This window comes from Streptacidiphilus sp. MAP12-20 (assembly GCF_041262525.1).
Taxonomy (GTDB): Bacteria; Actinomycetota; Actinomycetes; order Streptomycetales; family Streptomycetaceae; genus Streptacidiphilus.
On the sequence record NZ_JBGCCK010000015.1, the window covers coordinates 112184 to 125633 of the forward strand.

General features: G+C 72.8%; 12 protein-coding genes and 1 riboswitch. Of the genes, 6 read left to right on the forward strand and 6 right to left on the reverse strand.

Going from position 1 to position 13450, the window contains the following annotated elements; translation table 11 throughout:
- The first annotated feature begins 9 nt into the window (after positions 1-9).
- The 4 genes from ABIA32_RS21450 to ABIA32_RS21465 all read left to right on the forward strand — a co-directional run bounded on the left by ABIA32_RS21450 (position 10) and on the right by ABIA32_RS21465 (position 4522).
- Positions 10-2007, forward strand: a complete 1998-nt coding sequence (locus ABIA32_RS21450) for a biotin carboxylase N-terminal domain-containing protein (protein WP_370097783.1) — start codon at positions 10-12, stop codon at positions 2005-2007.
- The gene (locus ABIA32_RS21455) at positions 2004-3179 is read left to right on the forward strand and encodes an acyl-CoA dehydrogenase family protein (protein WP_370097786.1); all 1176 of its coding nucleotides are present in this window, start codon (positions 2004-2006) and stop codon (positions 3177-3179) included. Before ABIA32_RS21450 ends, ABIA32_RS21455 begins: the two co-directional genes overlap by 4 nt.
- 45 nt (positions 3180-3224) lie before the next feature.
- Positions 3225-3869: a TetR/AcrR family transcriptional regulator gene (locus ABIA32_RS21460; RefSeq protein ID WP_370097789.1), complete on the forward strand. Its 645-nt coding sequence runs from the start codon at positions 3225-3227 to the stop codon at positions 3867-3869.
- A gap of 71 nt (positions 3870-3940) precedes the next feature.
- Positions 3941-4522, forward strand: coding sequence for a Uma2 family endonuclease (locus ABIA32_RS21465; protein ID WP_370097791.1), 582 nt, complete (start codon positions 3941-3943; stop codon positions 4520-4522).
- Here ABIA32_RS21465 and ABIA32_RS21470 read toward each other — a convergent pair.
- The 6 genes from ABIA32_RS21470 to ABIA32_RS21495 form a co-directional block, all read right to left on the reverse strand.
- Entirely contained in the window at positions 4432-5382 is a 951-nt protein-coding gene (locus ABIA32_RS21470) for an ECF transporter S component (protein WP_370097793.1), read from the reverse strand. The two genes, ABIA32_RS21465 and ABIA32_RS21470, sit on opposite strands and share 91 nt — an antisense overlap.
- Positions 5379-6992 (reverse strand): ABC transporter ATP-binding protein, encoded by a 1614-nt coding sequence (locus tag ABIA32_RS21475; protein WP_370097796.1) that lies wholly within the window; start codon positions 6990-6992, stop codon positions 5379-5381. The genes ABIA32_RS21470 and ABIA32_RS21475 overlap by 4 nt, the downstream gene beginning before the upstream one ends.
- Positions 6989-8083, reverse strand: a complete 1095-nt coding sequence (locus ABIA32_RS21480; protein ID WP_370097799.1) for an energy-coupling factor transporter transmembrane component T — start codon at positions 8081-8083, stop codon at positions 6989-6991. Before ABIA32_RS21480 ends, ABIA32_RS21475 begins: the two co-directional genes overlap by 4 nt.
- 20 nt (positions 8084-8103) lie before the next feature.
- Positions 8104-8727, reverse strand: a complete 624-nt coding sequence (locus ABIA32_RS21485; protein ID WP_370097802.1) for an SCO2322 family protein — start codon at positions 8725-8727, stop codon at positions 8104-8106.
- 41 nt (positions 8728-8768) lie between these two features.
- Positions 8769-10022 carry a prenyltransferase/squalene oxidase repeat-containing protein gene (locus ABIA32_RS21490; protein ID WP_370097805.1) on the reverse strand — a complete coding sequence of 418 codons (1254 nt, stop codon included), beginning with the start codon at positions 10020-10022 and terminating at the stop codon, positions 8769-8771.
- A 70-nt stretch (positions 10023-10092) separates the two neighbouring features.
- A riboswitch (cobalamin riboswitch) is annotated at positions 10093-10201 on the reverse strand.
- Positions 10202-10425: 224 nt separating this feature from the next.
- Entirely contained in the window at positions 10426-11490 is a 1065-nt protein-coding gene (locus tag ABIA32_RS21495) for an MBL fold metallo-hydrolase (protein ID WP_370097807.1), read from the reverse strand.
- Positions 11491-11640: 150 nt separating this feature from the next.
- Here ABIA32_RS21495 and ABIA32_RS21500 point away from each other — a divergent pair, with 150 nt between their 5' ends.
- Positions 11641-13131, forward strand: a complete 1491-nt coding sequence (locus ABIA32_RS21500; protein ID WP_370097810.1) for an aldehyde dehydrogenase — start codon at positions 11641-11643, stop codon at positions 13129-13131.
- Positions 13131-13358: a ferredoxin gene (locus tag ABIA32_RS21505; RefSeq protein ID WP_370097813.1), complete on the forward strand. Its 228-nt coding sequence runs from the start codon at positions 13131-13133 to the stop codon at positions 13356-13358. Before ABIA32_RS21500 ends, ABIA32_RS21505 begins: the two co-directional genes overlap by 1 nt.
- Positions 13359-13450 lie beyond the last annotated feature (92 nt).

A 13450-nucleotide genomic window follows, 5' to 3' on the forward strand; every position in this document is an offset into this window, starting at 1 on the left:
AGGAATGCCGTGATCGGCTCCGTGCTGGTGGCCAACCGAGGTGAGATCGCCCGGCGCGTCTTCCGCAGTTGCCGCGACCTGGGCATCGCCACCGTCGCCGTCTTCGCCGACCCGGACGCCGACGCGCCGCACGTCCGCGAGGCCGACGCCGCCGTCCGGCTGCCCGGCGCGGCACCTGGCGACACCTACCTGCGCACCGACCTGATCCTCGCCGCAGCCCGTGCGGCCGGCGCCGACGCGATCCACCCCGGCTACGGATTCCTTTCCGAGAGCGCCGAGTTCGCCCGTGCGGTGCTGGACGCGGGGCTGGTCTGGATCGGCCCGCCGCCGGAGGCGATCGCTGCGATGGGTGTCAAGACGCGCGCCAAGGAGCTGATGGCGGCGGCCGGCGTGCCGGTGCTCACGGTGTCGGGCGAGCCGACGCAGGCGGATCTGCCGCTACTGGTCAAGGCCGCGGCGGGCGGAGGCGGCCGTGGCATGCGGGTGGTGCGGGAACTCGCCTCGCTCGAAGCCGAGTTGGCCGCTGCTCGGGCCGAAGCGTTGGCCGCCTTCGGCAACGCCGAGGTCTTCGTCGAGCCCTACGTCGAGACCGGCCGCCACGTCGAGGTGCAGCTGCTCGCCGACGCCCACGGCACCGTCTGGGCCCTCGGCGAGCGTGACTGCTCGATCCAGCGGCGGCACCAGAAGGTCGTCGAGGAGTCGCCCGCCCCGTTGCTCGACGCTGACACGCGGGCCCGCCTGCACGAGGCGGCTCGCGCGGCGGCCCGCGCCATCGGCTACGTCGGCGCGGGCACGGCGGAGTTCCTGCTCGCGCCTGACGGGCGCTTCTTCTTCCTGGAGATGAACACCCGGCTCCAGGTCGAGCACCCGGTCACCGAGTGCGTCACCGGCCTCGACCTGGTCCGGCTGCAACTGCTCGTCGCCGAGGGCGACCGCCTCCCCGGCGCGGAGCCGCCTGCGCCGCGCGGCCACGCGATCGAGGTCCGCCTCTACGCCGAGGACCCGGCGCGCGACTGGCAGCCGCAGACCGGAACGGTCCAGCGACTGGAAGTGCCCGGTGTCACCGCCTGGTTCACCCCGCCCCGGAGCGGGGAGGAAGCCGGGTTGCGGCTCGACGCGGGCTTCGAGGACGGCAGCGCTGTCGGGGTCCACTACGACGCGATGCTCGCCAAGGTCATCGCCTGGGCGCCGACCCGCGAGGAGGCCGCCCGCAGGCTCGCGGGTGCGTTGGCACGGGCCCGCGTCCACGGGCTGACGACCAACCGCGACCTGCTGGTCCGCGTGCTGCGGCACCCGGAATTCCTGGCGGGTCGCGTTGACACCGCCTTCCTCACCCGGCACGACCTCACCGCGGGGACGGACAAGGACGGCGTCGCGCTCTCCGCGCTGGCCGCCGCCCTCGCCGACGCGGCGGCCAGGCGCACGCCCGTCACCGGCGGCTGGCGCAACGTGCCCGCGCAGCCGCAGGTCAAGCGCTACGCGATGGAGGGCGTCGAGCACGAGGTCCGCTATCGCGAGACGCGCGGCGGCCTGGTCGCCGAGAGTCACCCGGGTGTGGCGCTCGTCGCGTCCGCGCCCGAGCGTGTCGTGCTCGAAGTCGACGGCGTGCGGCGGGCTTTCGAGGTCGCGCGCTACGGCGAGCTGGTCCACGTCGATTCGCCGCTCGGCGCGGTCGCGCTGAGCGCGCTGCCACGGTTCCCCGACCCGGAGCGCGAGGCGGCGGCCGGTTCGCTGCTCGCGCCGATGCCCGGCACGGTCGTCCGGGTCGAGGCGGCGGTGGGGGACCGGGTCACGGCAGGACAGCCGCTGCTCTGGCTGGAGGCCATGAAGATGCAGCACCGCGTCGCGGCCCCGGCGGAGGGCGTGGTCACCGAACTACGCGCGACCGTCGGCCAGCAGGTCGACACGGGCGCACTGCTCGCCGTCATCGGCGAGCCACCCAGCACCGAAAGCGAAGAAGAAAGCACCGGCAGCATCACCCCGGAGGAGGGGACACCGCAGCCATGACCGCGACCTTCGACAGCACCTTCGTGGAATCGGAAGAACGCCGCGACCTGCGCGCCGCCGTGCGCGCGCTCGGCAGCCGCTACGGCCTCGAATACAGCCTCGCCTGCGGCAAGGAGCATCGTCCCGCCGACGAACTGTGGCGCGAGGCGGGCAAGCTGGGCTTCCTCGGCGTCAACCTGCCCGCCGCGTACGGAGGCGGCGGCGCGGGCATCCAGGAGCTCGCCCTGGTCCTGGAGGAGCTCGGCGCCTCCGGCTGCCCGCTGCTGATGCTGGTGGTCACGCCCGCGATCTGCGGCAGCATCATCTCCCGCTTCGGCACCCCGGAGCAGAAGCAGCAGTGGCTCCCCGGTTTCGCCGACGGCACCCGCCGGATGGCCTTCGGCATCACCGAGCCCGATGCGGGCTCCAACGCCCACCGGCTGACCACCACGGCGCGCCGCGATGGCTCGGACTGGCTGCTCACCGGCCGCAAGGTCTTCATCTCCGGCGTCGACGCGGCGGACGCCACGCTCATCGTCGGCCGCATGGAGGACGCTCGCACGGGCAAGCTCAAGCCGGCGCTGTTCATCGTGCCGAGGGAGACTCCCGGCTTCGAGTACCGGCCGATCGAGATGGAACTGCAGATGCCCGAGCGGCAGTTCCAGCTCTTCCTCGACGATGTCCGGCTTCCGGCCGACGCGCTGGTCGGCGACGAGGACGCGGGGCTGCTCCAGCTCTTCGCGGGCCTCAACCCGGAGCGGATCATGGCGGCGGCCTACTCGCTGGGGATGTCGCGCCTGGCGCTGGACCGAGCGGTCGACTACGCGAAGCGGCGCACGGTGTGGGACACGCCGATCGGCGCGCACCAGGGCCTGGCCCACCCGCTCGCGCAGATACGCATCGAGCTGGAGCTGGCCAAGCTGATGATGCAGAAGGCGGCCTTCCTGTACGACGCGGGGGACGACTTCGGCGCGGGCGAGGCGGCGAACATGGCCAAGTACGCGGGGGCTGAGGTCGCGGTCCGGGCCGTGGACCAGGCGGTGCAGACGCTGGGCGGCAACGGCCTGGCCACGGAGTACGGGCTCGCGGCGCTGATCACGGGAGCGCGGGTGGGGCGGATCGCCCCGGTGAGCCGGGAGATGATCCTGAATTTCGTGGCTCAGCACACGTTGGGGCTGCCCAAGTCGTACTAGCAGGTCAGGGGGCACCGTAGAGTTCGTCGCGGAAAGGATCAGCCCGTGTCGTCACCATCCGTTGCCCCCGCCCCTGCCTCCGCCTCCGCGAGGGCGCCCAAGCAGGATCGCAGCCGCGCGACGCGGCAGCGTCTGCTGGAGGCGGCCGTCGACTGCCTCGCGGAGGTGGGCTGGTCCGGCAGCACGGTGGCCGTGGTCGCGGAGCGCGCCGGCGTCTCGCGCGGCGCGGCCCAGCACCACTTCCCGACGCGGGAGGACCTCTTCACCGCCGCCGTCGAGCACGTCGCGGTCCAGCGCCGCGCCGAGCTCGACGCCCGCGCGGCGGCGCTCCCGGCTCGGGGGCAGAACCGCACACAGGCGGTGGTCGGCATGCTCGTCGACCTCTACACAGGACCGCTGTTCCGCGCCGCGCTCCAGCTCTGGGTCGCGGTCAGCACGGACGACCAGCTTCGCCCCCGGGTCCTCGAACTGGAGTCCCGCGTCGGCCGCGAGACCCACCGCACCGCCGTCACCCTCCTCGGCGCGGACGAAACCCGCCCCGGGGTCCGCGAAACCGTCCAGGCCACCCTCGACATGGCCCGGGGCCTCGGCCTCGCCGACATCCTCAGCGACGACGGCGCGCGGCGCGCGAGGATTGTCCGGCAGTGGGCCCGGATCCTGGACGCGGAACTCGCCGACTCGATCGAGTGAAGACGAAGTTACTCTCTGGTGCGGCGCGCGACCGTGCGTAAAGCTGGTCGTCGACACCGAGGGGGTGCAGCATGAGTGCTATGGCGTTCGAGACGGTACCGACGACGGCGGAGCTCCTCCTGGACAGCTTTCTCACCCTGGAGACCCCGGAGGGCTTCAAGGCTGAGCTGGTCGAAGGGAAGATCGTCGTGTCCCCTGCCCCTGACGGGGACCACGAGGACTGCATCAGCACCATCCTGCAACAGGTGATCCGGGATTCCCGGATTCAGATGGACTGTTCGGGCAACAAGGGTCTGCAGATGCCGAGTGCTGTTGTGGAGCCGAAGAATCATGTGATCCCGGACATCACGATTGCCCCGCGCGAGCTGCGACTCTTCCGGGGTGCTCCTATCTGGATGCCGACCGTGGGGGTGTCGATGGTGGTCGAGGTGACGAGCACGCGTCCCTCCGACGATCGGATCATCAAGCGGCATTGCTATGCGCGTGCGGGGATCCCGCTCTATCTCGTCGTGGACCGCGATGAGGGCCGGGTGATCCGCTACAGCGAGCCTGCCAAGGACGACTACTCTGCGGGAGAGTCGGTCCCGTTCGGCGACCCCGTGCCGCTGCCGGAGCCGTTCGGTTTCTCGCTGGATACGAGCGATTTCATCTGACCCTCTCCGGTCTCGAACCGCGCCGGGGCGTGGAACGCCGCGCGGCGGGAGGCGCGGCGGAGGGAGAGCAGGACCGCGCGGCCCAGCGTCAGGCAGAGGACGGCGGTGAGCGCGCAGCGCATCAGGTCCCAGCCCATCGCCGTGGTGAGGTGGTAGAGGGCGAAGCGAGTCACGTTCGCCGCCAGCGGGTCGCCGGGGACGAAGGAGATGGAGCTGCTGAGGCCGGCGATGTAGGGCCAGCCCTGGAGGTCCATGATCAGGCCGTAGAGCTCGGCGGAGACCGCGCCGTAGGCGGCCAGCAGCCAGAGTTCGGGGCGGCCGCGTAGGGTCGCCGGGCCGGGGAGCAGGCCCGCGCCGAGGCAGACCCAGCCCATGGCGAGCATCTGGAACGGCAGCCAGGGCCCGACGCCGCCGGTGAGCAGAGCGGACGCGAAGAGCGTGATGTTGCCGAGGACGAAGCCGAAGCCGGGGCCGAGTACGCGTCCGGCGAGCACCATCAGGAAGAAGGTCGGCTCCAGCCCGGCCGTCCCGGCCCCCAGCGGGCGTAGCGCCGCGCCCGCCGCCGCGAGGACGCCGAGCAGGGCGATGGACTTCGCGTCCAGCCCGGCCTGCCCACCCGCCGCGCTGCGGCCTTCCGCGATCTGAGCGACGACCACCGCGAGCAGCAGCGGCAGGAGTACGGCGAACATCCAGGGCGCGTCCGTGGAGTGCGCGGCCAGCGCGGAGTGCGGGGAGGCGAGGAGTGGCCAGCCGAAGGCGACGAGGCCGAGAGTGGAGATGAGGACGAGCAGGGTGGTGGACCGCTTGCCGAGGGGAACCGGGCGATTCAGTTCGGCGCGGTTCATGTCGCGGCGGCTCATGTCGGCAAGCCGAGCGCCGTCGCGACCTGGGTGACCGTCAGCCAGGGTCCCGAGCCGATGATCTTCGCGACCTGTGGCGCGAAGGCGGGGGAGGAGACCACGACCTCGCTGGTCGGCCCGTCGGCGACGACCTCGCCCTCGGCGAGGATCACCGTCCGGTGGGCCAGCTCCGCCGCGAGTTCGACGTCGTGGGTGGCCAGCAGCACGCCGTGGCCCTTGGCCGCGAGGCCGCGCAGGATGTCGACGAGGCGCGCCTTCGCGGCGTAGTCGAGGCCGCGCGTCGGTTCGTCGAGCAGGATCAGCCCCGGGCGGGCGGTGAGAACGATGGCCAGCGCGAGCGTGAGGCGCTGGCCCTCGGAGAGGTCGCGGGGGTGGGTCGCGTCCGCGATGCCGGGGATCAGCCGCTCGACCAGCGCGCGGCAACTGCCCGACGCGGCACCCGCGTCCGCGTCCGCTGCCGCGCACTCCGCCGCGACGGAGTCGCAGTAGAGCAGGTCGCGCGGCTCCTGCGGGACCAGGCCGACGCGGCGCAGCAGGGAGGCGGGGGCGGTCGTGTGCGGGGTGAAGCCGCCTACGCCGACCGCGCCGCTCGTCGGCGCGTACAGGCCGACGAGCGTGCCCAGCAGGGTGGACTTGCCCGCGCCGTTGCGGCCCATCAGCGCGGTGATCTCGCCCGGCCGGAACGCCAGCGTGACGCCGTTCAGCGCGCGCACCTGGTCGCGGCGGACGAAGACGCGGTCGAGGACGGCCAGCGGTTCCCCGTCCGACGACGGAACTTCAGCGGGCCGGGGCGCGATCGCCAGCCGCTCCCGCAGCGGCGCGGCCTGGCGTCGCGCGTCGCGGACCGAGAGCGGCAGCGGACGCCAGCCCGCCGCGCGGCCGAGCGCGACCACGGGCGGGTGCACGGGCGACACAGCCATGACCTCGGCCGGTTCGCCGACCACCGGCGGCTGCCCGCCGCCCGGCAGCAGCACGACCTGGTCCGCGTACTGGACGACCCGCTCGAGCCGGTGCTCGGCGAGCAGCACGGTCGTGCCGAGGTCGTGCACCAGCCGCTGCAGCACGGCGAGCACCTCCTCCGCCGCGCCCGGGTCCAGCGCGGACGTCGGCTCGTCCAGGACCAGCACCTTCGGATGCACCGTCAGCACCGAGCCGATCGCCACGCGCTGCTGCTGCCCGCCCGAGAGCGTGGCGAGCGGTCGGTCGCGCAACTCGGCGAGACCGAGCAGGTCCAGCGTCTCCTCCACCCGCCGCCGCATCACCTCCGGGGCCAGGCCGAGCGACTCCATACCGTAGGCGAGTTCGTCCTCCACGGTGTCGGTGACGAAGTGGGCGAGGGGGTCCTGCCCGACGGTACCCACGACGTCGGCGAGGTCGCGCGGCCGGTGGGTGCGGGTGTCCCGGCCGGCCACGGTCACCCGGCCCCGGAGCACCCCGCCGGTGAAGTGCGGCACCAGCCCGCTCACCGCGCCGAGCAGCGTCGACTTGCCCGAGCCGGAGGGCCCGACCAGCAGGCAGAGTTCGCCCTCGGGTATCTCCAGCTCGATCCCGCTCAGCGCGGGCCCGGCGGCGTCGGCGTAGTGGACCGAGACGTCCTCGAAGGTGATCACTTCCGGGTCTCCTTCGCCTTCGCGACAGAACGACGGACCGGCGCGGGCGCGACGAACGCGGGCAGCAGGCCGAGCAGGACGACCGCCGCCGGCAGCAGCGGCAGCGTCGGTGCGGTCAGCGGCACCGGCGGCGGGTTGAGTATGTCGGCGTAGGCGGGACCGCAGAGCAGCATCCCGGCCGCCACGGCGACGCCGGACCCGGCGACCAGCCAGGCGCGCAGGTCCCAGCGGTCCGGCCGGTAGCGGGTGCGGACCGCCCGCCGGCCACCGAGCAGCAGCCCGCCCGCCGCCGCGACCGCGCCGATCCCGAGCAGCGGCAGCGCCCACGCGGCGCCGTCCGCGCCGAGCAGTCCATAGGCGGCGACGCAGCAGCCGAGCAGTCCCGCCAGCGTCAGCACCGCCGTGGTCAGCCGGACCCGACGCGGCACGTCGGCCTGGCGGCCGAAGCCCCGCGTGTCCATTGCGGCGGCCAGGTTGACCGAGCGCTCCAACGCGCCCTCCAGCACCGGCACGCCGATGGTCAGCAGCACCTTGACGCCCTTCTCCGACCGGCCGCGCAAGCGCCGTGCGGAGCGCAGCCGCTGGGCGTCGGCAACCAGGTTCGGCGCGAAGGTCAGCGCGACGACGACGGCCACGCCCGCCTCGTAGAGCGCGCCCGGCAGCGAACGCAGCAGCCGCGCCGGATTGGCCAGCGCGTTCGCCGCGCCCACGCAGGCCAGCAGGACGGCCAGCCGCAGCGCGCCGTAGGCGGCGAAGAGGAACCCCTCCAGGCTGAGCGGACCGCCCAGCCGCACGCCCTTCGCCCATTCCGGCAGTGGGATCTCCGGCAGGGTGAAGAGGATGTGCGTCCCCGGGATCGGGGAGCCGAGCAGCGTGAAGGCGATCACCCTGATTCCCAGCACCAGCAGCCCCAGCCGCAGGAACACTCCGTACGAACGGGCCCACGGCGCGTCGGTCCTGCGCGCGGCCACGACGTAGCCCGCCACGGCCGCGATCAGGAGCAGCAGCAGCGGATTGGTGGTCCGCGAGGCGGCGGTGGCCAGCCCGAGGGCCCACAGCCACCAGGCGCCGGGATGCAGGGAGTGCTTCATGTCGGTGAATTGATCGGGGGTCAGTTGGTGTTTCCGCGGCGGCGGTTCCGCCACCACGCCGCGCCGCCGAGTGCCGCGACGAGCGCTGCGCCGGCCGTCCAGCCGAGGACCGGCGTGGACGAGCCACCGCCCGTCGGCCTCGGCGCGGCCGCCGCCGGGGCGGAACCGTTGTCAGCGACGGCCTCGCCGCAGCCCTGCGCCGGATAGCCGGAGATGGCGCAGAGAATGCCGTTGCTGTCGTAACGCAGCGGTGGCACGAGCTGGGCCAGCAACTGCGCCGAGCTGGCGTCGGTCGCGAGCACCGCGCAGCCGCCCCGCTCGGCGGGCGCGCCCGCGTCCGTGCCGTAGTCGATGACGACGGCCACCCGCTTCTTCCCACTCACGGGAGGAGCCTTCGCGCACAGTTCAGCGAAGGACGGCGCGCCGGTGCTGCGCGGCTGCACGGCGTGCGCGCTGTCGACGCTGACGCCGAAGCGCCAGCCGTCGACAGAGCCGTCGGCCGGGACGTTGGTGTTCGGGCCCTGCTGCTGGTAGGTCCAGGCGCTGCCGCTCCAGGACCAGAACGACCAGTACCGGTACGCCGTCGCTGAGGCGGGTCCGGCGAGCAGCAGCGGCAGCAACGCCACCAGGGCGGCGGCCGACACGGCCACCGCCCTCGCGATCCGCCGGGGGATCGAGCGGGGTATCAAGACCGCTTGCCGCGGGTGTAGCTGATGAAGAGACCGGCGCCGATGCTGGCGACCAGTGCCACGCCGAAAATCCACCACGGCGACGTGCCGCTGCTCTTCTTCGCGGGTGCGGCGGTGGCGGAGGCGGCGCTCGCCGGGGCGCTCGCGGTACTGGGCGTCGCGGCCGGGGTCGGGCCGGTGCCCTCCAACTGCGTGACCAGGTTGGTCGTGCCGAACTTCGTCGCGTCCGTGCCGGTCGCCTGCGCGGCGAGGATCAGCAGGGACAGCGCGCTCGGGCTGGCCGCACCGTGGTCGCCCTGGGTCCACGCCTGGCCGTTCTGCCGCAGCCAGCCCATCGCGCCCTGCGCGTCCGCGAGGCGGCCCTGGTGGGCCAGTGCGAGCACGGCCCACGCGGTGGCGGCATAGTCGGGGCTCGGCGCGGCGCCGGCCAGCGCCTGGGTCAGGTGCTCCTGGCCGCTCTTGAGCTGAACGGCGAGGTAGTTCGCGGCGGACGCGGCCGGGTCCGAGCAGGCCGCGGACGCGGCGGCGCTCGCGGTCGACGCGGCCACCGGCAGGAACGCCTGCTCCGCGCCGAGTGCGCCCTGCGCGCTGGCGAGACCGTTGGCGGCAAGCTTGCCGTTCTTGTCCGGCTGGTAGGCGAACGCGCCCTGCTGGGCCGCGGGCGCGGAGCAGCCGAGCTGGAACGCGGCCAGGCCCTGGACGGCGGTCTTGCCGTTCTTGGCCACGGTCGCCGGGTCGGTCTTGGCGGCGGCGAGCGCGGTGACGGCGAGCGCGGTGGAGTTCGCGTCGCTGGCGGCGCCCGGGTTGTAGGACCAGCCGCCGTCCTTGTTCTGCACGTTCTTGTACCAGGCCACGGCCTTGGCGACGGCGTCGTCGTGTCCACCGAGCGCGGTGAGTGCCTGGACGGCGACGGCGGTGGCGTTGGTGTCCTCGGTCGCGGGCGCGCAGGCCTTGGCCGGGTCCGGGTTGTAGGAGGGCCAGCCGCCGTCGGCGCACTGCTGCTTGGTGAGCCAGTTCACGGCGGAGGCGGCCGGGGTGACGCCCTGGGTGTGCAGGGCGAGGATGCTCAGCGACTGCCGCCAGACGCCGTCGTAGGTGGGGTCGCTCTTGCCGTAGAGGCCGGCGGGCACGGTGACGGGCGCGGGCGATGCGGACGCGGCGAGGGCGGGCCCGGCGGCACCGATCAGGACGGCGGCGGAGACTGCGACACCACACGCCGCCTTCGCGGCGGGGCGGACGGCGGAGAGCATGGCGGAAGGGGCCTTTCGGTGAGCGGAGGACGATCCGTAGCCTCGACGGTGTCGAGCCCCCACGGGTTCGACGCGCCGCTCGCGTCCTGACAGGCACTCCGGCTCTACGGCTGCGGGTCAGCGCCGGAATCCCACCGGCTTCCCCTGCTGGGACGCGGATCAAGTTGTGGAGTCACCTTAGCCTGAGCTCGGGATCAGCCATGCAGTCACCCAACGGGCGCGGGGAACTGCGCGAGAAACCACCGTGTGCCGATGGCCCCTGCTCGTTCGGCGCGCCAGGTGGGCGGGTGGCTTGTCGCGCAGTTCCCCGCGCCCCTGGTGGTGCAACTGGTCCCATTGCCGACCGGCTCGCGCCCACGCGCCGGAGGCGCAAATCGGCAGCCCCGCGCCCCTGGAGGTGCAACTACCTCGCGTGGTAGCGGATCGGCTCCTCGTCGGTGACCGCCTCAGCCAGGCCCGTCTTCACCAGCCTGCGCAAATGCGCTGCCGCCTCCGACACCGCCAGGTGCCGCGCCAGGAAGCCCAGCTCGGACCAGGGTCGGTTCCAGTGCATCCCCTGCGCCGCCTGCCACAGCGTGAGCGGCTCGTCGCGCAGCTGACCGTGCAGGTCGGCCAGCCGTTCCGCGTGATGGTCGAGCAGCGCTCGCACGCGTCCGGGCGCGTCCGCGAAGCGGTACTGGTGGGCCGGGAGGATCTCCTCCGGCGCCAGCGCCGCGATCCGCTCCAGGGAGTCGAGGAAGTCGCCGAGGGGGTCCGTCGGCTCGTCGCCCGGGTTCTCCGGGTAGAGGCTCACCACCGGGGTGATCGTCGGCAGCAGGTGGTCCCCGCTCAGCAGGCGCGTCTTCGGCTTCTCGTCCAGGTAGAGGCAGACGTGGCCCGGCGTGTGGCCGGGAGTCCACATCACCCGCAGCTCGCGGCCCGGCACGCCCGCGCTCTCGCCGTGGACCAGCTCCCGGTCCGGCACCGCCGCGCCCAGCGTCGCCGGACCGTTCTCCGAGTCGCCGCCCCAGGAGGCCAGGCCGTCCAGATGATCCTGTGGGACGCCCGCCGCGCGCATGGACCGTGCCATCCGGCCGATCCACTTCTCCGTCGGGACGTCACGGATCGCCCGGACCACCGACGCCTCGGCCTCGTGCATCGCGATCCACGCCCCCGACGTCTCCTGCACGTGCGCGGAGAGGCCGTGGTGGTCGGGGTGGTGGTGGGTGATCAGCACGCCGTGCACGTCCGACAGGGCGAAGCCCGCCGCCGCGATGCCGGACGCGAGGATCTCCCGGCCGCTCGGGTCGTCCCATCCGGTGTCGACGAGCACCGGCCCGCTCGTGCTCTCCAGCAGGTAGACGAGCGTGTAGCGCAGCGGATTGTCGGGGATCGGCACGGGGATGCTCCACACGCCGCCGCCCAGGTCCTGCACGGGCGGGAGGACCCGGTCGCGCCACGCCGCACGGTCGGGGGTGTCCTGCGGCACGGGGCCTCCTCAAATGTGGAACACGTTCCTTGCGTCATGCACCTAATCCGGGAGGGTACTGCATGGGCATTGCCGCCTATAAGTAGAACTGGTATCAGTTCTCATGGAGTGGGACGGCAGCTTTCCGGTGTCCCGTGGGAGGAGAGATCGATGACCGACAGCGCAGCAGCGTCCGGCGGATTCACCGAGTACGGCGAGCTCTACATCGGCGGTTCGCTGGTGGCCCCCGCCGGGGCCGAGGTGATCGAGGTGATCTCGCCGCACACCGAGGAGGTCATCGGGCGCGTGCCGCACGCCTCCCGCGAGGACGTGGACCGGGCCGTCGCGGCCGCGCGCAAGGCGTTCGACGACGGCCCCTGGCCACGGATGAGCCTGGACGAGCGGATCGAGATCTGCGCACGGATCAAGGACGGCATCGCCGCCCGCGCGGACGAGATCGCCCGCGTGATCAGCTCCGAGAACGGCTCGCCGTACTCGTGGAGCATCCTGGCCCAGGCCTACGGCCCGATGATGATCTGGGACGCGGCGATCACCAACGCCCGCAAGGTGGTCCTGGAGGAGTACCGCGGCGGCGTGCTCAGCCCGATCCTGGTCCGACGCGAGCCGGTCGGCGTCGTGGCGGCGATCGCGCCGTGGAACGTCCCGCAGTTCATCGCGGCGGCGAAGCTCGCGCCGGCGCTGCTGATGGGCTGCACCGTGGTGCTCAAGCCCTCGCCCGAGACGCCGCTCGACTCCTACATCCTCGCCGAGATCGCGACCGAGGCCGGACTGCCGGAAGGCGTGCTCAGCATCCTGCCCGCCGACCGCGAGGTCAGCGAGTACCTGGTCGGCCACCCCGGCATCGACAAGGTCTCCTTCACGGGCTCGGTCGCGGCGGGCAAGCGCGTCATGGAGGTCGCCTCGCGCAACCTCACCCGCGTCACGCTGGAGCTGGGCGGCAAGTCCGCCGCGATCCTGCTGCCCGACGCGGACCTGGACGCGGCGGTGGCGAACCTGATGGGGTCCTCCTACATGAACAACGGCCAGGCCTGCGTGGCGCTGACCCGCGTGCTCGCTCCGCGCTCCCGCTACGACGAGATCGCGGAGAAGATGGCGGCGGCCGTCAGCGCGCTCGTCGTCGGCGACCCGCTCGCCGCCGAGACACAGGTCGGCCCGCTGGTCGCGAAGCGCCAGCAGCAGCGCAACCTGGACTACATCCGCATCGGCCAGGAGGAAGGCGCGAAGGTCCTCACCGGCGGCGGCGTCCCGGCGTCCCAGCCGAAGGGCTGGTACGTCGAGCCGACGCTGCTGGGCTCGGTCGACAACCGGATGCGGGTCGCCCGCGAGGAGATCTTCGGCCCGGTGGTCTGCCTGCTGCCCTACGACGACGAGGCGGATGCGATCCGCATCGCCAACGACTCCGACTACGGCCTCTCCGGCAGCGTCTGGGCGGGCGACGCGGAGCACGGCGTAGAGATCGCCCGGCAGGTGCGGACCGGGACCTTCTCGGTCAACAGCTTCAGCCTGGACTTCAACGGCCCGTTCGGCGGGTTCAAGAACTCCGGCCTGGGCCGCGAGTTCGGCGTCGAGGGACTGGCGGGCTTCCTGGAGGAGAAGACCATCAACCTCCCACAGGGTTACCCCGTCCCCGGGGAGAGCTGATGGGCGACCGCTGGCGGATCGAGGTCGACCGGGGGGTCTGCATCAGCGGGGGCTTCTGCGCGGCGAGCGCGCCTGAGGCGTTCAGGTTGGACGCGGCGCGTCAGTCCCACCCGATCGAAGAGGAGATCGACGCGTCGGAGGCGGTGCTTGGCGCAGCGGAGAGCTGCCCGGTGGAGGCGATCCTGATCCAACTGGCGGAGACCGGAGACCCTGTCTTTCCGGACTAAGCGTGAGTTGCAACTCCCCAGGGGCGCGGGGAACTGCGCGACAAGCCACTGATGTGGGGTGTCCCCGAACGCGCAGGGCCATGCGCACAGGG